The organism is Micromonospora sp. C28SCA-DRY-2 (genome assembly GCF_030519475.1).
Lineage (GTDB): Bacteria > Actinomycetota > Actinomycetes > Mycobacteriales > Micromonosporaceae > Micromonospora.
Genome location: NZ_JAUMKD010000001.1, coordinates 1,331,931 through 1,350,456 on the forward strand (window position 1 = coordinate 1,331,931; position 18,526 = coordinate 1,350,456).

Annotated in this window: 17 protein-coding genes; 8 read left to right on the forward strand and 9 right to left on the reverse strand. The window is 74.9% G+C overall.

The genetic code is table 11. The features are described from left to right. Positions 1 to 5: 5 nt before the first annotated feature. The gene (locus tag Q3W71_RS06160; RefSeq protein WP_109906395.1) at positions 6 to 347 is read right to left on the reverse strand and encodes a PadR family transcriptional regulator; all 342 of its coding nucleotides are present in this window, start codon (positions 345 to 347) and stop codon (positions 6 to 8) included. Positions 348 to 465: 118 nt separating this feature from the next. On the opposite strand from Q3W71_RS06160, the gene Q3W71_RS06165 reads away from it, so the two are divergent. Both Q3W71_RS06165 and Q3W71_RS06170 read left to right on the forward strand, forming a co-directional pair. Next, positions 466 to 1,440, forward strand: a complete 975-nt coding sequence (locus tag Q3W71_RS06165) for a DNA primase (protein WP_302918295.1) — start codon at positions 466 to 468, stop codon at positions 1,438 to 1,440. A 40-nt stretch (positions 1,441 to 1,480) separates the two neighbouring features. Continuing rightward, positions 1,481 to 3,841, forward strand: coding sequence for a transposase (locus Q3W71_RS06170; protein ID WP_302918296.1), 2,361 nt, complete (start codon positions 1,481 to 1,483; stop codon positions 3,839 to 3,841). Between the two features lie 600 nt (positions 3,842 to 4,441). Here the strand turns inward: Q3W71_RS06170 and Q3W71_RS06175 are convergent. The 4 genes from Q3W71_RS06175 to Q3W71_RS06190 all read right to left on the reverse strand — a co-directional run bounded on the left by Q3W71_RS06175 (position 4,442) and on the right by Q3W71_RS06190 (position 9,456). After that, positions 4,442 to 5,035: an ATP/GTP-binding protein gene (locus Q3W71_RS06175; protein WP_302918297.1), complete on the reverse strand. Its 594-nt coding sequence runs from the start codon at positions 5,033 to 5,035 to the stop codon at positions 4,442 to 4,444. A 1-nt stretch (position 5,036) separates the two neighbouring features. Then, complete coding sequence (locus tag Q3W71_RS06180) at positions 5,037 to 5,414, reverse strand: DUF742 domain-containing protein (protein ID WP_302918732.1); 378 nt, start codon at positions 5,412 to 5,414, stop codon at positions 5,037 to 5,039. Between the two features lie 98 nt (positions 5,415 to 5,512). Continuing rightward, on the reverse strand, positions 5,513 to 5,917 hold the full coding sequence (locus Q3W71_RS06185; RefSeq protein WP_109901346.1) for a roadblock/LC7 domain-containing protein: 405 nt from the start codon (positions 5,915 to 5,917) through the stop codon (positions 5,513 to 5,515). Continuing rightward, the gene (locus Q3W71_RS06190; protein WP_302918298.1) at positions 5,914 to 9,456 is read right to left on the reverse strand and encodes a nitrate- and nitrite sensing domain-containing protein; all 3,543 of its coding nucleotides are present in this window, start codon (positions 9,454 to 9,456) and stop codon (positions 5,914 to 5,916) included. Before Q3W71_RS06190 ends, Q3W71_RS06185 begins: the two co-directional genes overlap by 4 nt. 342 nt (positions 9,457 to 9,798) lie before the next feature. Here Q3W71_RS06190 and Q3W71_RS06195 point away from each other — a divergent pair, with 342 nt between their 5' ends. Next, positions 9,799 to 10,254, forward strand: a complete 456-nt coding sequence (locus Q3W71_RS06195; protein ID WP_302918299.1) for an ATP-binding protein — start codon at positions 9,799 to 9,801, stop codon at positions 10,252 to 10,254. Here the strand turns inward: Q3W71_RS06195 and Q3W71_RS06200 are convergent, their stop codons facing one another. The 4 genes from Q3W71_RS06200 to Q3W71_RS06215 are packed head-to-tail and all read right to left on the reverse strand — an operon-like array spanning position 10,255 to position 12,978. Next, positions 10,255 to 11,334 (reverse strand): adenosine deaminase, encoded by a 1,080-nt coding sequence (locus tag Q3W71_RS06200; protein ID WP_302918300.1) that lies wholly within the window; start codon positions 11,332 to 11,334, stop codon positions 10,255 to 10,257. Positions 11,335 to 11,381: 47 nt separating this feature from the next. Continuing rightward, positions 11,382 to 11,795 (reverse strand): PPOX class F420-dependent oxidoreductase, encoded by a 414-nt coding sequence (locus tag Q3W71_RS06205; protein ID WP_302918301.1) that lies wholly within the window; start codon positions 11,793 to 11,795, stop codon positions 11,382 to 11,384. Further along, a complete protein-coding gene (locus Q3W71_RS06210; protein ID WP_302918302.1) occupies positions 11,792 to 12,361 on the reverse strand; it encodes an NADPH-dependent FMN reductase in 570 nt (189 codons plus the stop codon). The genes Q3W71_RS06205 and Q3W71_RS06210 overlap by 4 nt, the downstream gene beginning before the upstream one ends. After that, on the reverse strand, positions 12,349 to 12,978 hold the full coding sequence (locus Q3W71_RS06215) for a YitT family protein (protein WP_302918303.1): 630 nt from the start codon (positions 12,976 to 12,978) through the stop codon (positions 12,349 to 12,351). The genes Q3W71_RS06210 and Q3W71_RS06215 overlap by 13 nt, the downstream gene beginning before the upstream one ends. 57 nt (positions 12,979 to 13,035) lie before the next feature. Here Q3W71_RS06215 and Q3W71_RS06220 point away from each other — a divergent pair, with 57 nt between their 5' ends. The 5 genes from Q3W71_RS06220 (at position 13,036) to Q3W71_RS06240 (ending at position 18,518) form a co-directional block, all read left to right on the forward strand. After that, positions 13,036 to 13,509 carry a MarR family winged helix-turn-helix transcriptional regulator gene (locus Q3W71_RS06220; RefSeq protein WP_302918304.1) on the forward strand — a complete coding sequence of 158 codons (474 nt, stop codon included), beginning with the start codon at positions 13,036 to 13,038 and terminating at the stop codon, positions 13,507 to 13,509. A 115-nt stretch (positions 13,510 to 13,624) separates the two neighbouring features. Then, positions 13,625 to 15,790: an MMPL family transporter gene (locus Q3W71_RS06225; protein WP_302918305.1), complete on the forward strand. Its 2,166-nt coding sequence runs from the start codon at positions 13,625 to 13,627 to the stop codon at positions 15,788 to 15,790. Next, complete coding sequence (locus Q3W71_RS06230) at positions 15,787 to 17,004, forward strand: sensor histidine kinase (protein WP_302918306.1); 1,218 nt, start codon at positions 15,787 to 15,789, stop codon at positions 17,002 to 17,004. Before Q3W71_RS06225 ends, Q3W71_RS06230 begins: the two co-directional genes overlap by 4 nt. Continuing rightward, complete coding sequence (locus Q3W71_RS06235) at positions 16,992 to 17,636, forward strand: response regulator transcription factor (protein WP_109901355.1); 645 nt, start codon at positions 16,992 to 16,994, stop codon at positions 17,634 to 17,636. The genes Q3W71_RS06230 and Q3W71_RS06235 overlap by 13 nt, the downstream gene beginning before the upstream one ends. After that, a complete protein-coding gene (locus Q3W71_RS06240) occupies positions 17,637 to 18,518 on the forward strand; it encodes a putative RNA methyltransferase (RefSeq protein ID WP_302918307.1) in 882 nt (293 codons plus the stop codon). It abuts the gene before it with no gap. The last annotated feature ends 8 nt before the right edge of the window (positions 18,519 to 18,526 follow it).

An 18,526-nucleotide genomic window follows, 5' to 3' on the forward strand; every position in this document is an offset into this window, starting at 1 on the left:
GCGGGTCAGGTCGGGGTGACCGGCGGGGCCGCGGGGTCGAGGAAGCGTCCGACGGTCGAGCTGAACTCGCGCCAGCCGGAACGTTCCCCGGCCAGCGCCCGCCGGCCGGCGTCGGTGAGCTCGTACGTCCGGCGCTCCCGCCCGTTGACGGTGCTCCAGCTACTGGCCACGTGCCCGGCCCGCTCGAGCCGGCGCAGCGCCGGATAGATGGTGCCGGTGGGCAGGTCCAGGTGGCCGTCGCTGCGGATGCGCAGCGCCTCGATGATCGCGTAACCGTGCAGGGCGCCCCGCTCCAGCACCGCCAGCAGCAGCGCGTCGAGGTGGCCGTGCAGCGCCTGGGCCTTCATGTGTAGCTACGCTACTTGTCTGCGGGCCGGATCGCCACCGGGGTGCGGGCACCGGCCTCCCGGAGCCGCCCACTAGGGTATGTGCCCAGAGTCACTCGCCGGCACGGGACGCCGACGGGTGGGCAACCCGAAGCACACGGAGGTCAGCGTGGCCCGTCAGTCGCCCCAACGGCCCGACGCCGACGAGCCGGAACTCGACGAGACCGAGGGCAGCGTCGAGTCCGACAACGCGTCCGCGTCGGCCGAGGCCGCCCGCGCGCTCTGGGACGAGCTGCGGATCGACCCGGTGGAGATCGCCCTGCCCGCCGGCACCGGCTACACGCTGCGGGCGTACCGGCCGGCCCGGGAGCTGACCCCCACCGACGTCGCCGAGCGCGACCAGGACGACCCGTTCCTGGCCCGTCGCCAGGTCGTCGAGGAGGACGAGGACGACGAGACCGTCGTGATCCTCGACGAGGAGGTCGCCCAGGAGTTCGCCGAGAGCGACGAGGAGGAGGCCAAGGCCCGGCGCCGCGCCAAGGGCGCGAAGGACGCCGACGACGCCGACGACGCCGAGGCGGACGAGGCGGCCGAGGCCGAGGCCGAGGCCGAGGACGAGGCGGGCGACGAGGAGGTCCCGGTCTTCCTCAGCCACCGGGGCCGGCTGCTGCTCTTCAAGACCCCGGAGTCGCTGGTCAGCTTCGTCCGCTCGGGCGCACCCAACGATCTGTCCCAACTGGACAGTTGGAATGAATTGTCCGAACGGGTGGAGCCGGCCGACATCGCTCCGCTGGACGAGGACATCTACGAGCTGGACCTGGTGGTCGAGAACCTGCGCGGCGGGCACGACGCCTGGGACACCACGCTGCTGATCGAGGCCGGCGAGATCGCCCGCGACCTGGCGTACGCGCTGCGCCTGCCGGCCGTGCTCGACATGCTCTCCGCCGGCTCCAGCCTCGACGACCTGGACGAGGCGCTGCGGGCCACGGTCAGCGGCGGCATCGGCGGTTTCCTCGGCCGGCGCCGGCTCAAGAAAATCGGGGCACAAACCGCAAGTCTGGGTTGGCGCACCATTGTCGGCAAGATCTCTGCGGTCGTGGACTGGCGCGACTGACCCTTAACGGGGAGCATCAGTCTCTGGCAGAGAAAGACCTGTGTCCCGGGAGGAGGACGACGCCGTGGCGCTCGTGCGCGTGTACTGCGGTCTGGCCTCGGCGGATCCGGCCGACCGACCGGCTTCGGCCGGTTCGACGCTGACGTCCGCTGTGGTCGACGACGCAGGCCGTCTGCTGCATGTCTGCGAGATCGGCGACGACGCGGCGGGCTACGCCCGGCTGGTCGCGCTGCTCGTGGAGCGGTCGGGCGGGCCGAGCGGTGCGGCGATCGCCGCCGACAGCGACGACCACACGGTCACCTCGCTGCTCAGCGCCGCGGGTCGTCCCCTGGCGATCGCCGACGACGACTCGGTCGACGACTTCGCCGAGCGGTTCGCCGACGACGACTCGCTGGAGGAGATGCAGTCCCCGCCCGCCGAGCGGCGCGCGGTCGGCCTGGCCCGCGCACTCCAGGCCGGCGCGCTCTCCGCGATCACCCTGCCGGCGCACCGCGACCTCGCCGGCTACAAGCAGGTGCTCGCCGCGCACGCCGCGCTGGCCAGTGGCCGGCACTCGGCCGCCGTGGCGCTGCGCGAGGTGCTCCGCGAGCTCTACCCGGCGGCGCTGCGCGCCTACCCGGACCCGGCCGAGCCAATCCCGCTGGCCGTCCTCGACGCCCTGCCGGAGCCCGGCATGCTGGCCGGCACCGTCGCCCGGGGGCGGGAGGTCTCGGTCGCCGCCGACGCGGTCGCGGCCCACCTGGCCGCCGACGGGGTTGCCGAGGCCGAGGAGATCGAGGAGGCGGTCACCGCGCTGCGCGTGGCCATCTCCGAGACGCCCCGGCGGGCGACGGTGAACCGCGCCCTCACCGCCGCCGTCGCCGAGACCGTACGCCAGGCCGTCGCCTCGGTCCGGGCCTGCGACGCCGGCTGCGAGGCGCTGGTCGGCGCGCTCAGCGCCCGGGTCAGCACGCCCGCGCCGGCGGCACCCGGCCGCCGCGCCGCCGGCCGCCGGGCCGAGCCGGTCGGCGACCGGCCCGGCCTGAACACCAGCACCGCCGGGCTGCGCACCATCCGGCCGGCCGAGCAGCCGACCCCGTCCGGCGGGCGGCGCAGCCGTCCGGAGCCGGTCTCCGGCACCACCGCGCCGCCGTCGCCCCGCCCGCTCGCCCCGCCGCCGGTAGCGCCGGCCCCGGTCACCCCGCCGCCGGTCGCGCCGCCGCCGGTCGCGCCGGCCGCGTCGGCCGGCACCCCGGTCTCCGGCGGGCCGAGCCACCCCGAGCCCACCCCGCGCCGGGTGGACGGCCCGACCAACCGGCCGATCTCGGCACCGCCACCGCCGCCGCCGGGGATCACGCCGATCGCACCGGCGCAGCGCGGCACGGTGCCTCCGGCGGAGGCCGGGGAGCCGTTCCGGCCCACGCTGACCACCGCGGCGATCAACAGCGCCCGGGCCGAGCGGCAGCGCACGGTCATCCCGCCGCGGCCGAAGACCAACGGCGAGGCGCCCACCGGCGGGTTCAGCGCCACCGACCTGAGCATCCCGGTGCCCACGCCCCGACCGGGCAAGGAGTCCGCCCCACCGGGCTCCCGGGCCAACTGGCCGCTGGTCAACAACCCGGACGACCCGGCCGACAGCTCCGCCAAGAACCCGGTGGTCGGCTCGTACGGCGATCGGGGCGGGCGGGGCGTGGACGCGCCAACCGATCCCGGTGCGGAGCGTCGGGTCACCCCGCCGTGGCTCGCCGACGACCTGCCCCAGGAGCCGCCGATGCTGCGGCTCGTGGAGCCCCCGCCGATGGCCGACCGGGCGCTGCGCGACGGGCCGAACCCGCCGGCCGACCCGCAACTGGAGAACCCGCCGCTGCGGCTGGTCGACCGGGAGAACGCCCCCCGCAACGGCCGACCTGTCCCCCCGCGTGCCGAGCACCCGGCGCCCGAGCACCGGCCGGCGCCGCCGGTGGAGCGGCGTCCCCCGCCCGTCTCCGACGAGGGCGACGGTGACCTGCTGATCTTCGCCCAGGCGAAGTCCGCCTGGTTCGTCGGGCACGGCGAGTCGGCCGACCTGGACTGGTCCACCACCGCCGACACCGGCTGGCAGGCGGCCGAGCAGGCCGCGCGGCCGTCGGTGGGCGCCGAGACCAAGGCCGGGCTGCCCAAGCGGGTGCCGCAGGCCAACCTCGTCCCCGGTTCCCCGCTGCGCGAGGAGCGTCCACTGCGGATCGTCCGCGACGCGGCGAGCCTTGCCGAGAACACCACCGGCTACTTCCGGGGCTGGCGTCGCGGCCAGGAGATCGGCGGGTTCGCGGTCGGCGGCCGGCCGGGCCGCGAGGCCGCCGGCGGCTGGGACTTCACCCGCGACACCGGCGACCGCGACGACGACCGGGAATACGAGTACCGCTCCGCCGGCTACCGCTCCTGACCGGCGGTACGCCGCACCGGACAGCGCGCCCCCGGTCACTGTGGACGTCCACAGTGACCGGGGGCGCTGCCGTGCGGCGACCGGACCGGCGTGGGCACCCGCGCGGCGGTTCCTCCAGCACCCCCACGGCCGGCGGCACCGGCACTACCGCGCCGGCAGTAGCCAACGTCCTCACGCCCTCGCCAGTGGCGGCCCCGCGCCGCCGTCGGTGCCGCCCTCACGCCGCCGTCGGTAACGCCCGCACGTCGTCGGCCGCAGCGCCCTCACGCCGCCGTCAGTGGCGCCGGGACGAGTCGGGCACCCTGAGGGCGCCGCCATGGCACGTCCGCGCGCCAGCGGGCACCACACGGGGCTGGACGGCCCAGCCGGGCGGGAGCCGTCGCCACCGCCACGGGAACCGGCCACAGTGGCCGACGACTGCGCGACGCGCGGCAGGACCGCACTCCGCCCGCCGAGGCCGGGTACGCCCGCCCCCGACCCGGACGGCAGAGCGTGCCCGACGGCGGCGTGGCGGTCGGGCGCTGGACGGCGACGGCGCCGGACCCCGGGCAGCACGCAGCGCCCGCTGGCGGAAGAGCCACCGGGCGCTGGGCGGGACGATCAGGCCGGCGCGACCGCGCGCGAGCGGCGCATGGTGAGCACGTACTCGACCAGCGAGATCAGCACGTGCTTCGTCGACTCCCGGTTACGGGCGTCGCAGGCCACCACCGGCACGTCGTTCGAGATCGCCAGCGCGTCCCGGACGTCCTGCGGGTCGTGGTACTGCATCCCGTCGAAGCAGTTGATGGCCACCAGGTACGGCAGCCGCCGGTGCTCGAAGAAGTCGATCGCCGCGAAGCAGTCGGCCAGTCGGCGGGTGTCCACCAGCACGACCGCGCCGATCGCCCCGCGCACCAGTTCGTCCCACATGAACCAGAAGCGGGTCTGACCCGGCGTACCGAACAGGTACAGGATCAGGTCACGGTCGATCGAGATACGGCCGAAGTCCATCGCCACCGTGGTCGTCGTCTTGCCCGGCACCTGCCGGTTGTCGTCGACGCCCACGCCGGCGGAGGTCATGATGGCCTCGGTGGTCAGCGGCGTGATCTCCGAGACCGAGCCGACCAGCGTCGTCTTGCCGACGCCGAAGCCACCGGCGATAACGATCTTCGCCGACGTCACGCGCCCGCTCGGGGTCGGCGGCCGGTGCGACATGTCAGAGCCTGCGAAGTCCACTCAGCACCCTCTCCAGCAGTTCAGTGCCCACCGCGTCGTCCGAGTCGTCCAGGATGGTCGGCTCGTGGACCGCGACCAGGCCGTCCGTCGCCATGTCGGCGATGAGCACCCGGGCCACACCGAGCGGGAGCTGCATTCGCGCCGCGATCTCGGCTAGCGACTGCACGCGTCCGTCACACAGCGCGGCGATGTACTGGTGCTCGCGGCCCTGCCCGCCACTGCCGTTGGCAGTGGCCCGGCCGCGCACCGTCGTCTCGACGAGCGCCTCCAGCGCGATGTCGAGTCGGGGGCGGGTACGACCACGGGTCACGGCGTACGGACGGACCAATGCTCCGGTCGGTTCGTCACGATCGACCATGTCGCCGCTCACCTCCTTCGTACCCGGCACCGGCTCCATCCGTTGGAGCCCGTCTCTCTCGTCGTTGCTGCGCCGCCGACCTCGGGGTCAGCAGGACGTCAGCCCAACATGCCCGCGGCCGCGCGCGGCTGCGGGGTCAACGCGTCGCCCACCCGGTCGACCAGCAACGCCATCTCGTAACCGACCTGCCCGACGTCACAGCTGCGGGCGGCGAGCACGGCGAACGACGAGCCGTCGGAGATGGACATCAGGAACAGGAAGCCATTGTCCATCTCCACCACCGTCTGCAGCACCGCGCCTCCCTCGAAGCAGCGGGCCGCACCCTGGGTCAGGCTGACCAGGCCGGACGCGATGGCGGCCAGCTGGTCGGCCCGGTCACGCGGGAGATCCCGTGACGCAGCGAGGAGCAGGCCGTCCGCGGAGACGGCGACCGCGTGCGCGACACCGGGAACCCGATCGGCGAAGTTGGCCAGCAGCCAACCGAGATCCTGCGTAGTAGTCATCCTTCTTGCTCCTTCTGCCCGCTCCCGGCCACCGGGCCTGAGCCAGACTGCGAGGATTGCTGCCCTCCCGGAGTCGCCTCCGGGCTGGTCGGGTTGCTGTCGGACGGGTTGCTACGCCCTCGCTGGACGCCGCGGTGGTAGGCGGAGAGCAGACCGCGTACGGACTCCGGCGTCCGCCGCTGCACCGAGGTGGTCGGCTTCTCCACCGCGCCGGGCACCAACTGCGCCATTGGGGTGCGCTTCGGCAGACCCGTGGGCGTGGTGGCCGCCACCGGCACCGCGCTGGCGGCCGACGCCGCCCGCCAGCCCTCGTCGGCCGCGGTCGCCCAGCCGTTGCCCTCGCTGGGCTGCGGGCGACGGTTGGGCAGGCTCTCGGCGGACGCGGGGCGGGGACCGCCGTTCGCTGTGGCCCCGTTCTCGCGCGGCGCTCCTCCGGCCGTCGGTGTCTGTGCCATCGGTGCGTTACCTGTCGTTGCGGGTGGTGTCTGCTGCACGGCGCGACCCGCCGCGTCGACCTTGCTGAACTGCTGGGTCGCGGCGGAGCCGTTGCTCGCCGGCTGGCGGGTGCCGGCCGCCTCCTCCGGCCCCGGTCGCCGGGTACGGAACCAGGCGGACTCGAGCTCCCGGAAGATCGGCAGCTCCATCGTCTCGTCCGCGTACCGCTGCCGGTTCTGCGGCTGCGGCGTCGTCGGCCGGGCCGGTGCGGGCGGAGCGGCCGGCGTGGGGGCCGGGCGGGCCGCCGGGGCCGGGTTAGCGGGCGCAGCCGGGTTCGGGGTCGGCGCGGCCGGCTGGTCCGTACGCGGCATCCGCGGCAGCTCGGTGGTCATGTCCAGCGCGGCGGCCAGCCGCTCGGGTACCGGCGGGGTGGCCGGGTCCACCCCGGCGACCGGCGGCCAGGCCGGCGGCGCCGAGGTGTGCGGCGGCGTCACCGGGCGCTGCGGCAGCGGGCCACCGGGCGGCGACGAGATCGGCTGGCCGGAGACCGGCATGCCCGACACCGGCGACGCGGAGACCGGCATCCCGGAGACCGGGGACGACGAGACCGGCATCCCGGAGACCGGCGGGGAGGAGACCGGCGGCCCGGAGTACGGCGGCGCCGAGTGCGGCGGCACCGGCGGAGCCGACACCGGCGGCGGGAAGTACGGCTGCGCCTCCGGGCTGCTCGGCAGCTGCCGCGGGATGCCGGGCTGCTGGCCGGTGCCGGCCGGGTCGCCGTCGGCCGACCGGCGCTGCGGCAGCGGGTCGATCGGCTGGCCGTTGGACGTGCGCGGGGTGAACGCGTCGCCGCCGCTGTTGGCCGCGGTCGCGCCGGTGAGATCCGACCAGGCCGGCATACCCCGGCCGGCGCCGGCCGGGGTCGGGCCGCCGGTGCCGTTGCGGGGCGGCGCCGGCTCGAACGGGCGGCCGCCCAGGGTGACCTGGTTGCCGGAGCCGCTCGGGCGCGGGCTGTTGGGCAGGTTGCCGAGGGCCGGCAGCGCGCCGAAGGCGGGCGCCGGGCCGGACGACGGGGCGTTGCCGGCGGGCAGCGCCGGGGCCGGCTGGGCCCGGCCGGCGAGCGCCCGGGGCACCAGCACCGACGGCGGCAGCGTGACGTCGGCGACGGTGCCCCGGTCGGCGCCGGGACGCAGCTCGACCTTCACGCCGTGCCGGGACGCCAGGCGGGCGACCACGACCAGACCCATCATCCGGGAGACGGCCACGTCCACCTGCGGCGGCGTGGCGAGCCGCTCGTTGAGCTCGTGCAGCTGGTCGGGGCTGATGCCGATGCCGCGGTCCTCGACGTAGAGCGAGGCGCGGTCGCCGACCCGGCGGGCCTCGATCAGCACCTGCGAATCCGGCGGCGAGAACGCGGTGGCGTTGTCGAACAGCTCGGCGACCAGGTGGACCAGGTCGTTGACCGCGTGCGCGGCGACCTCGATGTCCCGGTCGATGACCCCGAACTCGATCCGGGTGTAGTGCTCGACCTCGGACTGCGCGGCCCGGAGCACGTCGATCAGCGCGGCCGGTTCCCGCTGCACACGGGTCGAGTCGGCGCCGGCGAGGACCAGCAGGTTCTCGTCGTTACGGCGCATCCGGGTGGCCAGGTGGTCCAGCTGGAACAGCTCGGCCAGCCGGTCCGGGTCCTCCTCGCCGCGCTCCAGCCGGTCGAGGTGACCGATCAGCCGGTCGACCAGGATCTGCGACCGGCGGGCCAGGTTGACGAACATCGTCGCGACGGAGGCGCGCAGCGCGGCCTGCTCGGCGGCGGTCCGGACGGCCTCCAGGTGGACGGCGTTGAACGCCTCGGTCACCTGGCCGAACTCGTCCTTGCTGCGCACCGGCAGCGGCTCGGCGATCTGGTTGGCCAGCTGGGTCGGGGTGAGCTGCCCGGTGACCTGCGGGTCGCGCAGCCGGGCCACCGCCTGCGGCAGGCCGTACTGGGCGACCGAGAGGGCGCCCTGGCGCAGGTCGCGCAGCGAGCGGGCCATCGAGCGGGCGACCAGGTAGGCGAAGAGGATGGCCAGCAGCAGCATGCTCAGCAGCAGGCCGGACTCGAGGAAGACCTGACGCTGCACGTCCGAGCGGAGGTCGTCGGCCAGGACGACCACGTCGCGGTCGAACTTCGACTCCGCGGTGCGGTGCAGGTCGGAGTAGGCGACCATGGCCGCGTCCCACTGGTTGGCGTCGAACGGCGCGCCGGTCAGCGTGTTGCTGGTGTTGATGCCGGTCACCCAGCTGCTGTACTGGAGCGCCTCGCGGCGGTCGGGACCGGCGATGGTGCGCGAGTAGAAGTCGGTCTCGGCCTGGTTGGCGACCACGTCGAAGCTCTGCTTCGCCTGGGTCTGGCCGGTGACGCTAGCGATGTAGTCGTTACGCAGGGTCGGCGTGAGTTCCTTGCGGATCAACGCCAGGTGCACCACGTTCCGCTGCTGGGAGAGGAACTCCTTGGCGCGGGCGGTGGCGGTGGCGGCACGCATCCGGTCGCTGAGGTTGTTGTCACCGGCGAGCTGGGTGGCCGAGTCGCGGATGGCGAGGATGTTGCCGATCAGCTCGTCGTAGCTCCGCTGCGCGTCGACGATGCCCTGCTTGCCGTTGAGTACCTGGCTGCGGGTGGCGGGCAGGTCCCTGAGGAGCTGGTCGATCTCGTCCAGGTGCCCGTCGAGGCTCGACGGCAGGTCGTCGAGCTCGCTCCGCTGCGAGGAGTAGGGCGCCCGGGCCTGGTCCACCCGGCCGTTCGCCTGGTTGTACGCGTCCTTGAACGGGTCGGCCTGGGCCGGCGGCGCGCCGAGCAGCCGCAGCGCGGCCGTCCGCTCGTCCTGGAGGGTGTCGACCAGCTCTCCCGAGTAGCCGACCAGGCTGGCCAGCTCGCCGGCCCGGTTGGCGTTGTTGAGCGTCTGCAGGTGGTCGACGAGACCACTGGTACCCACGACGACAGTGGCGATGGTCGGCACGATCATGATGAGACCGAGCTTGGACCAGATCGGCATGTCGCGGAGCCGACCGGCCGGCCGGCGCAGCCGCGACAGGAAGGAGCCCGCCGTCTTTGGCCGTTTGCTCACGTCACCGCCCTCGCGATTCAGCGTCCGCGTTGCCCTTGGGCAACGCCCAGCGGCCGACCCGGCGGGTCGGACCATCCGAGATTCCATCACGCCGCCCGGCAAAGAGAAAGCCCAGGTTGGCCGTCGCCGACGGTGTGATGAGATGTTGATGCGATTTGATAGCAATCCGTCTGGCCGGAGTCACTGAAGGTAATGGATCACCCCCACCGCGTCGTGCTGCTCGCGGGCCCCTCCGGGTCCGGAAAGTCGTACATAGCACAGCGAACCGGGCTTCCGGTGCTGTGCCTGGACGACTTCTACAAGGACGGTGATGACCCTACGTTGCCGCGACGAAACGGCCAGGTGGACTGGGAGTCCCCGCTGTCGTGGGACGCCGAGGCCGCCGTGGAGGCCATTTCCCGGCTGGCCCGGGAGGGCCGGGCCGAGGTACCGGTCTATGCCATCGAGGCGGATCGACGGGTGGCCACCCGGTCATTTGATGTGGCCGGTTCGCCACTTTTCATCGCCGAAGGGATTTTCGCCGCCGACATCGTCGAGGAGTGCCGCCGGCGGGGGCTGCTCGCCGGGGCGTACGCCCTGCGGCGCCCGCGCGGCGCGACCTTCGTCCGGCGGCTGGCCCGCGACCTCGCCGAGCAGCGCAAGGCCCCGCGGGTGCTGATCCGGCGCGGGGTGGCGCTGCTGCGGGCCGAGCCGGCGGTGCTGCGCCGGCAGACCGGCCTGGGGGCGGAGGCGGCCCGGGCCCGCCAGGTGCTGCGCGGGGTGGCCGGCCTGCTCGCCGGCCACCCGCACCGCCGGTGATCAGGTCAGCAGCTTGGCGTACGCCGGCTTGATCACCTCGTCGATGATCCGCAGCCGCTGGTCGAACGGGATGAACGCGCTCTTCATCGCGTTGATGGTGAACCACTGCAGTTCGCGCCAGCCGTAGCCGAACGCCTCCACCAGCAGGGCCATCTCGCGGGACATCGAGGTGCCGCTCATCAGCCGGTTGTCGGTGTTCACGGTGACCCGGAAGCGCAGGTCCCGCAGCAGCCCGATGGGGTGCTCGGCGATCGACGGGGCGGCCCCGGTCTGCACGTTCGAGGACGGGCACAGCTCCAGCGGGATCCGCTTGTCCCGCACGTACGCGGCCAGCCGGCCTAGCGTGGGCTCCGGCCCCGGGGTGATGTCGTCCACGATCCGCACCCCGTGGCCGAGCCGGTCCGCACCGCACCACTGGATCGCCTGCCAGATCGACGGCAGCCCGAACGCCTCCCCGGCATGGATGGTGAAGTGGAAGTTCTCCCGCTGGAGGTACTCGAAGGCGTCCAGGTGCCGGGTGGGCGGGAAGCCCGCCTCGGCGCCGGCGATGTCGAAGCCGACCACCCCGGCGTCCCGGTGCCGCACGGAGAGCTCGGCGATCTCCTGCGAGCGGGCGGCGTGCCGCATCGCGGTGAGCAGCGTGCCGACCCGGATCGGGGTGCCCGCCTCGGCGGCCAGCGCGCTGCCCTCGGCGAAGCCGGCCAGCACCGCCTCGACCACCTCGTCCAGGGTCAGGTCCCGCTCCAGGTGCTGCTCCGGGGCGAACCGCACCTCGGCGTAGACCACCCCGTCGGCCGCCAGGTCGAGCGCGCACTCCCGGGCCACCCGGCGCAGCGCCGGGGCGGTCTGCATCACGGCGACGGTGTGCGCGAACGTCTCCAGGTAGCGCTCCAGCGAGCCCGAGTCGGCCGCCTCGACGAACCAGCGGCCGAGCGCCGCCGGATCGGTGGTGGGCAGCTCGTGGCCGACCTCGGCGGCCAGCTCGACGACCGTCGCCGGACGCAGGCCGCCGTCGAGGTGGTCGTGCAGCAGCGCCTTGGGAACCTTGACGATGTCCTCGTAGCGGATCGTTGCGACCATGCTCAGACCCTAGTCGGCGGCGGGCCGGCCGCCGAGCCGACCGGCCCTCACGGACGCCAGCCGTAGACCCGGTCGACCGTGAGCCGGAGCACCAGGCGGCCGTCGGCGACCATCGCCGCGCGGTAGTCGGCCCAGTCCGGGTGCTCGCCACGGATCTCCCGGTAGACCTCGACCAGTTCCTCGACGGTGGCGTCGTCCTCGGCGGCGGCCGGTGGGCTGAAGGTGACCGTCCCCTCGGCCACGGCGTACGCCCCGCCGTCGGGGGTGGTGACATGGAAGCTGGCCCGCGGATCGCGCAGCAGGTTGCGCACCTTGGCCCGGCCGGCGGTGGTCGAAGATCGGATCAGGCCGGGTTCGGCGAGGTAGTCCACGTTGGAGAGCTGGGGTCGGCCGTCCCGGCGCAGGGTGACCAGGACGCCCCGGCCGCGCCGCCCGAACAGCTCCCAGAGCCGGGCGCTCACGCGGGCACCCGCAGCGGCGCCAGGGCGTCGGCCAGCCGGGCCACCTCGGCGAGCATGACCTCGGCGGCGGCGTCCCGCCCGGCGTCCGGCACCAGCGCGCCGGTCTCGTCCAGCGCCTCCCGCAGGAACACGACGACCGCCTCGTTCGCCGGCACCATCTTGAGCGTGGTCACCACCTGCTTGATCATCTGGACCGCGCGCAGGCCGCCGGAGGTCATGCCGTAGCTGACGAAGCCGACCGGCTTGTACTGCCACTCGGTGTAGAGGTAGTCGATGGCGTTCTTCAACGGAGCGCTGAAGCCGTAGTTGTACTCCGGCATGACGAAGACGAAGGCGTCGCCGGCGTCGACGGTGGCGCTCCACTCGCGGGTGTGCTGGTGCAGGTAGCGCCCCTCGGACGGGTGGTGCGGCTCGTCGTGGAAGGGAAGGGCGATCTCGGCGAGGTCGACCAGGCGCACCTCGTCGAAGGCGCCGTGGCGGGTGGCGAGCTCGGTGAACCAGTCGCCGATCCGGCGGCCCACCCGGCCGGGCCGGGTGCTGGCGACGATGACGTTCAGGCGGGGCATGGCGGGGTCACTCCAGTGGGGACGGGCCGGCCGGCGGCCGGGACGGTGAACTTCGGGATGAGGCTCTGCGCGAGCGGGCCGATGCTGACCGCGTAGAGCAGGGTGCCGGGCCCGACGGTGCCGCCGAGCGCCCAGCCGAGGGCGAGCACGCCCAGTTCGATGGCGGTGCGCACCCGGCCGATCGGCAGGCCCCGGGCGGCCAGCCCGGTCATCAGGCCGTCGCGCGGCCCGGGCCCGAGGCGGGCACCGAGGTAGAGGGCGGTGGCCAGCGCGTTGAGCAGGATGCCGGCGACCAGCAGGCCCGAGCGGGCGACGACCGGCCCGACCGGCGGCAGGACGGCGAGCACGACGTCGGCGGTCACGCCCACCACCACCGCGTTCGCCACCGTGCCGAAGCCGGGACGCTGCCGCAGCGGGATCCAGAGCAGCAGCACGGCGACCGCGACCAGGTTGACCACCTGGCCGAGCGGCAGCCCGGTCCGCTCGGCCAGGCCCTGGTGCAGCACGTCCCACGACGCGAGGCCGAGGTCGGCCCGGACCATCAGGGCCACGCTGACGCCGAAGAGCGCGAGACCGGCGAAGAGCCGGACCAGTCGCCCCGGAAGTTTGGTTGACATGTCATACACCCTAGGAGCTTGTTGATGACATGTCAACCAGATGGCTACCATTGCCGCATGGAGCAACCACGCTGGCTCACCGAGCAGGAACAGCGCGCCTGGCGGGGCTACAACCGGATGCGCCGCCTGCTCACCCTCGAACTGGCCCGCGAGCTGATGCGCGACGCGGGGCTCTCCGAGCCCGACTACGACGTCCTCTCCGACCTCTCCGAGACGCCCGACCAGCGCCTGCGGCTCAGCGAGCTGGCCGACCGGATGCTCTGGTCGCGCAGCCGGCTCTCCCACCACCTGTCCCGGATGCAGCAGCGCGGCCTGGTCACCCGCGAGGAGTGCGCGACGGACGGGCGGGGGGCGGTCGTCGTCCTCACCGCCGAGGGCCGGCGGGCGATCGAGGCCGCCGCGCCCGGCCACGTGGCGGCCGTCCGGCGGCACCTGGTGGATCTGCTGACCCCCGACGAGATCGCCGCGTTGGACGCGCTCACCCACCGCGTCGTCGACCACCTGACCAGCCTCGACCGGCCACGCGGCTGAGCCGGTGGTGGTGCGTGCACCACCACCGGACCGGCATGCGCACACCATCGAACCGGCCCGTCCGGCTGCCTAGCGTCGGCAGTGGAACCCAACAGCCGACGCGGGGAGTGTGCAGGTGTTCACGACATTGGCCACGGCGGTGGTCCGGCGCCCCGGGCGGGTGATCGCGGGCTGGCTGCTCGCCATCGCGGCGCTCAGCGCCGCCACCTTCGCCGTCTACGGGCTCGACGGACCGCGGGGCGGCAGCACCCAGGCCGACTTCCTGCCCGACCGGTACGAGTCGGCGCAGGCCGCCCGGATCGAGGCGCGGGTCTTCCCCGCGCCCGCGGGCAGCAGCGCGGTGCTGGTCGTCCGCCGCACCGACCGGGCACCGCTGACCGCCGCGGACAACGCCCGGATCGACCGGCTGCCGCGGGAGCTGCGGGTGGCCGGCGTCAGCGCGGTGACCGCCGGCCCGCTCGCACCCGACGGCCGGGTACGACTGGCCGACGCCCGCTTCCCCGGCGACCCGGACGCGGAGGCGACCATCCAGGCGGTCGAGCGGCTGCGGCAGGCCACGGACGCCGCGCTGGCCGGCACCGGACTGGTGGCCGGCTGGACCGGCGAGGCCGCCGGGGCGGCCGACGCCTTCCTGCTCGACCTGATCGTCAACGGCGGCATGATGCTGGTGATCCTGCTCCTGCTGCTGGTCATCTTCCGCAGCCCGGCCATCGCGCTGCTGAACCTGTTCCTGGTGCTGCTGGTCGCCCAGGCCGCCACCGCCCTGCTCGCGCTGGGCGGGAAGGTCTTCGGGTACGCCCTGGACGCCTCCACCACCGGCCTGCTCCCGGTCGTGCTGCTCGGCATCGGCACCGACTACGCGGTCTTCCTGCTCTTCCGCTACCGGGAACGGCTGCGGACCGGCGACGACCGGCGGGCCGCGATGGTGCACGCGGTCGGCCGGATCGGCGGGGCGATCACCGTTTCCGCGCTGGTCGTGGCGGTGGCGTTCGGCGCCCTGGTGCTCTCCCGGCTCGCCTCGTTCCGGGTGCTCGGCCCGGCCCTGGCGGTCGCCGTGCTGCTCATGGTGGCGGCCGCGCTGACCCTCTTCCCCGCTGTCTACTCGCTGCTCGGCCGGCGGGCCTACTGGCCGGCCAAGCTGCTCGCACCGCCCACCATCTCAGCGCCGGCCACCAGCGCAGCGCCGGCGGTGGAGCGTGCCGGGGCGGCCGGGCTGCCCGACCGGGCCGGGCGGCTGGTCGCCCGCCGGCCGGGCCGGGTCGTGCTGGCCACGGTCACCGCGCTGGTGCTGCTCGGCCTCGGCGCGCTGCTCCACCGGCCGAGCTACGACGTCGACGTGCTGCCGCCGGGCTCCGAGTCGGCCCGCGCCCTGGCGACGCTCCGCTCGGGCTTCCCGGCCGGGACGCTCACCCCGACCGTGGTCTACCTGACCGGCGCCGGGGTGGACGCGGCCGCCGCCCAGCGGTTCGCCGACCGGCTCGCCGAGGTGCCCGTCGTGGCGGCCCCGGCCGGGGTGGAGGTCGAGCGGGACGTGGCCCGGGTGCGGCTGCTGCTCGCCGAGCCGCCGTACTCGCAGCGGGCGATCGACGGGGTGGCGGCGCAACTGCGACCGGCCGCGCGCGCCGCCGCGCCGCCGGGCACCCGGGCGTACGTCGGCGGTGAGACCGCCACCTTCGCCGACATCCGCAGCGTGCTCGACCGGGACCTCCGGCTGGTCTTCCCGGTGGCCGCCGGCCTGATCGGGCTGCTCCTGCTGCTGATGCTGCGCGGCCTGCTCGCCGCGCTGGGGTTGCTCGCCGCCGTCGCCCTCGGCTTCGCCGCCACCCTCGGCACGAGCGTGCTGGCGTTCCAGGTCGTCGGGGGTCAGCCCGGGCTGAACTTCCAGTTGCCGCTGGTCGTGTTCCTCTTCGTCACCGCGATCGGGACCGACTACAACATCCTGATGATCGCCCGGCTCCGCGAGGAGCTGCGCGCGGGACGGTCCCCCCGCCAGGCCGCGCGGGAGGCGGTACGCCGCGCCGGCCCGGCGGTGGCCGCGGCCGGTGTCATCCTGGCCGGCAGCTTCGGGGTGCTCGTGGCGTCCCCGGTGCTGGCGCAGGTCGGTCTCGCCGTCGCGGTGGGCATCCTGATCGCCACGTTCGGGCTCTCCTGGCTGCTGGTGCCGGCGCTGGCCGCACTCGCCGGGCGGGCCACGTTCTGGCCGGCCCGCCCCCGCCCGGTACGCACACCCGCTGCCGAGCGGCCGGCCACCGCCCCGACGGCTGGAACAATGGTCCGATGAGCTGGGCGCGGCGGGCGGTGCGGGAGCTGGGCCAGCTGGCCGTCGGGCTGGGCATGGCCGTCGCGGGCGTGGCGCTCGCGATGGCCACGCTGACCGCCGCCGCCCTCGGCCTGATCGGCGTCGGCCTGCCGTTGCTGGACCGCGCCCTCGGCGGCACCCGGGCGCTGCTCGACCGGCAGCGCCGGCGGGTGCCCGGGCCGCCGGTGCGGTCCCCGTACCAGCCGGTGCGCGGTGGGTTGACCGCCCGGCTGATGGCCATGGCCGGCGACCCGGCCACCTACCGGGACCTCGCGTTCCAGTTCGTCCACTTCGCCTACGCCCCCTCGGCCGCGCTGTTCGCCGTCGCGATCTGGCTCGGCGCCGCGCAGGGCCTGGCCATGCCGCTGATCCACGCGGTACGGCCGAGCGCGATCGGCAACTACCTCGGCCTCCCGATCGACTCCCCCGGCAACGCCGGGCTGGCCACCGTGGCCGGACTGCTGGTGGCGGTCGGCGCGTACTGGCTGCCCCGGGGGTTGCTGCACCTGGAGGGGCGGTTGACCCGGGCGCTGCTCGGGCCGACCGCCCGGGCGACGCTGACCGAGCGGGTCGAGGAGCTGACCGACACCCGCGCGCAGACCGTCGACGCCCAGGCCGCCGAGCTGCGCCGGATCGAGCGGGACCTGCACGACGGCGCCCAGGCGCGGCTGGTGGCGATGGCGATGAACCTGGGCCTGGCCGAGGAACTGCTGGCCCGCGACCCGGAGGCGGCGCGCGGGCTGGTCACCGAGGCCCGGTCGGCCGCCGGCACCGCGCTGGCCGAGCTGCGCGACGTGGTCCGCGGCATCCACCCGCCGGTGCTCGCCGACCGGGGGCTGGCCGGGGGCCTCGCCGCGCTCGCCCTCGGCGCCGCCCTCCCGGTCGACCTGGACGTCGACCTGCCCGACCGGCTGGCGCCACCGCTGGAGTCGGCGCTCTACTTCACCGCCGCCGAACTGGTCACCAACGCCGCCCGGCACAGCGGGGCCGGCCGGGTGGCGGTGCGGCTGTGGCGGACCGAGGACCGGGTCCGGCTGACCGTCTCCGACGACGGGCGCGGCGGCGCCGACCCGGAGCGGGGCAGCGGGCTGGCCGGGATCCGGCGGCGGCTCGCCGCCTTCGACGGGCGGGTCCGGATCGACTCGCCGTCCGGAGGGCCTACCGTGATCGACGTGGAGCTGCCGTGCGCATCGTGATCGCCGAAGACCTCGTGCTGCTGCGCGACGGGCTGATCCGGCTGCTCACCGCGTACGGCGACGAGGTGGTGGCCGCCGTGGAGACCGGCGACGAACTGCTCGCCGCGCTGCTGGAGCACCGCCCCGACGTGGCGGTGGTGGACGTACGCCTGCCGCCCACCCACACCGACGAGGGGCTGCGCGCCGCGCTCGCCGCCCGGGCCCGGGTGCCCGGCCTGCCGGTGCTGGTGCTGTCCCAGTACGTCGAGCAGCTCTACGCCCGGGAGCTGCTCTCCGACGGCGCCGGCGCGGTGGGCTACCTGCTCAAGGACCGGGTCGCCGACGTGGCGCAGTTCGTCGCCGCGGTGCACCGGGTGGCCGGTGGCGGGATGGCCATGGACCCCGAGGTGATCTCGCAGCTGCTGGCCCGGCCGGCCCGGGCGGAGCCGCTGCGCCGGCTCACCCCGCGCGAGCACGAGGTGCTGGCGCTGATGGCCGAGGGGCGTTCGAACGGCGCGATCGCCCAGCGGCTGGTGGTCACCGAGAAGGCGGTCAGCAAGCACATCAACTCGATCTTCGCCAAGCTCGACCTGCGCGAGTGCGACGACGACCACCGCCGGGTCCGCGCGGTGCTGACCTACCTGGACGCCTGAGTGGACGCCCGCATCGTCGACCGGTTGCGCTGCCCGGTCTGCGGCCAACCGCTGGCCGAGGCGACCGCCGGCACCACCCGCGCGCTGCGCTGCCCGCGCCGGCACAGCTTCGACGTCGCCCGCCAGGGCTACGTGAACCTGCTCGCCGGGCGCGCCCCGCACGCCGGGGACACCGCCGAGATGGTGGCCGCCCGGGCCGACTTCCTGGCCGCCGGGCACTACGACGTCATCGCCGCCGCCCTCACCGGGGCGGCGACCGAGGCGGTGGCCCAGGTCGCGGCGGCGGCGCCGGCCGCCGGGGCGTACCCCCTGGTGGTGGACGCGGGGGCGGGCACCGGCAGCTACCTCGCCGCGGTGCTGGCGGCGCTGCCGGACGCCGTCGGCCTGGCCCTGGACGTCTCGAAACCGGCGCTGCGCCGGGCGGCCCGGACCCACCCGCGCGCCGCCGCGGCGCTCGCCGACACCTGGCAGCGGCTGCCGCTGGCCGACGCCTCGACCGCGGTGCTGCTCAACGTCTTCGCGCCACGCAACGGCGCGGAGTTCCACCGGGTCCTCGACCCGGCCGGGGCACTGCTGGTGGTCACCCCGGCCGCCGACCACCTCGCCGAACTGGTCGGCGCGCTCGACCTGCTCCGGGTCGACCCGGCCAAGGCGGACCGGGTCGCGGAGAGCCTCGGCGGCCGGTTCACCCCGGACGGCGAGATTCCGCTGCGCCGGGAGCTGGCGCTGACCGGCCCGGAGGTGGCCACGCTGGTCGGCATGGGGCCGAGCGCCTGGCACACCGACCCGGCCGGGCTCGCCGCCCGGGTGACCGCCCTGGCCGAGCCGGTCCGGGTGACCGTGTCGGTCCGGCTCACCACCTGGCGTCCGATCCCAGGGTGACCCCGCCC

What these genes read in the sequence shown, in the direction of transcription:
- Q3W71_RS06160 (WP_109906395.1), bottom strand. Translation starts at nt 347, where the DNA reads ATGAAGGCCCAGGCGCTGCACGGCCACCTCGACGCGCTGCTGCTGGCG.
- Q3W71_RS06175 (WP_302918297.1), bottom strand. Translation starts at nt 5,035, where the DNA reads ATGTCGCACCGGCCGCCGACCCCGAGCGGGCGCGTGACGTCGGCGAAG.
- Q3W71_RS06180 (WP_302918732.1), bottom strand. Translation starts at nt 5,414, where the DNA reads ATGGTCGATCGTGACGAACCGACCGGAGCATTGGTCCGTCCGTACGCC.
- Q3W71_RS06185 (WP_109901346.1), bottom strand. Translation starts at nt 5,917, where the DNA reads ATGACTACTACGCAGGATCTCGGTTGGCTGCTGGCCAACTTCGCCGAT.
- Q3W71_RS06200 (WP_302918300.1), bottom strand. Translation starts at nt 11,334, where the DNA reads ATGGTCGCAACGATCCGCTACGAGGACATCGTCAAGGTTCCCAAGGCG.
- Q3W71_RS06210 (WP_302918302.1), bottom strand. Translation starts at nt 12,361, where the DNA reads ATGCCCCGCCTGAACGTCATCGTCGCCAGCACCCGGCCCGGCCGGGTG.
- Q3W71_RS06215 (WP_302918303.1), bottom strand. Translation starts at nt 12,978, where the DNA reads ATGTCAACCAAACTTCCGGGGCGACTGGTCCGGCTCTTCGCCGGTCTC.
- Q3W71_RS06220 (WP_302918304.1), top strand. Translation starts at nt 13,036, where the DNA reads ATGGAGCAACCACGCTGGCTCACCGAGCAGGAACAGCGCGCCTGGCGG.
- Q3W71_RS06230 (WP_302918306.1), top strand. Translation starts at nt 15,787, where the DNA reads ATGAGCTGGGCGCGGCGGGCGGTGCGGGAGCTGGGCCAGCTGGCCGTC.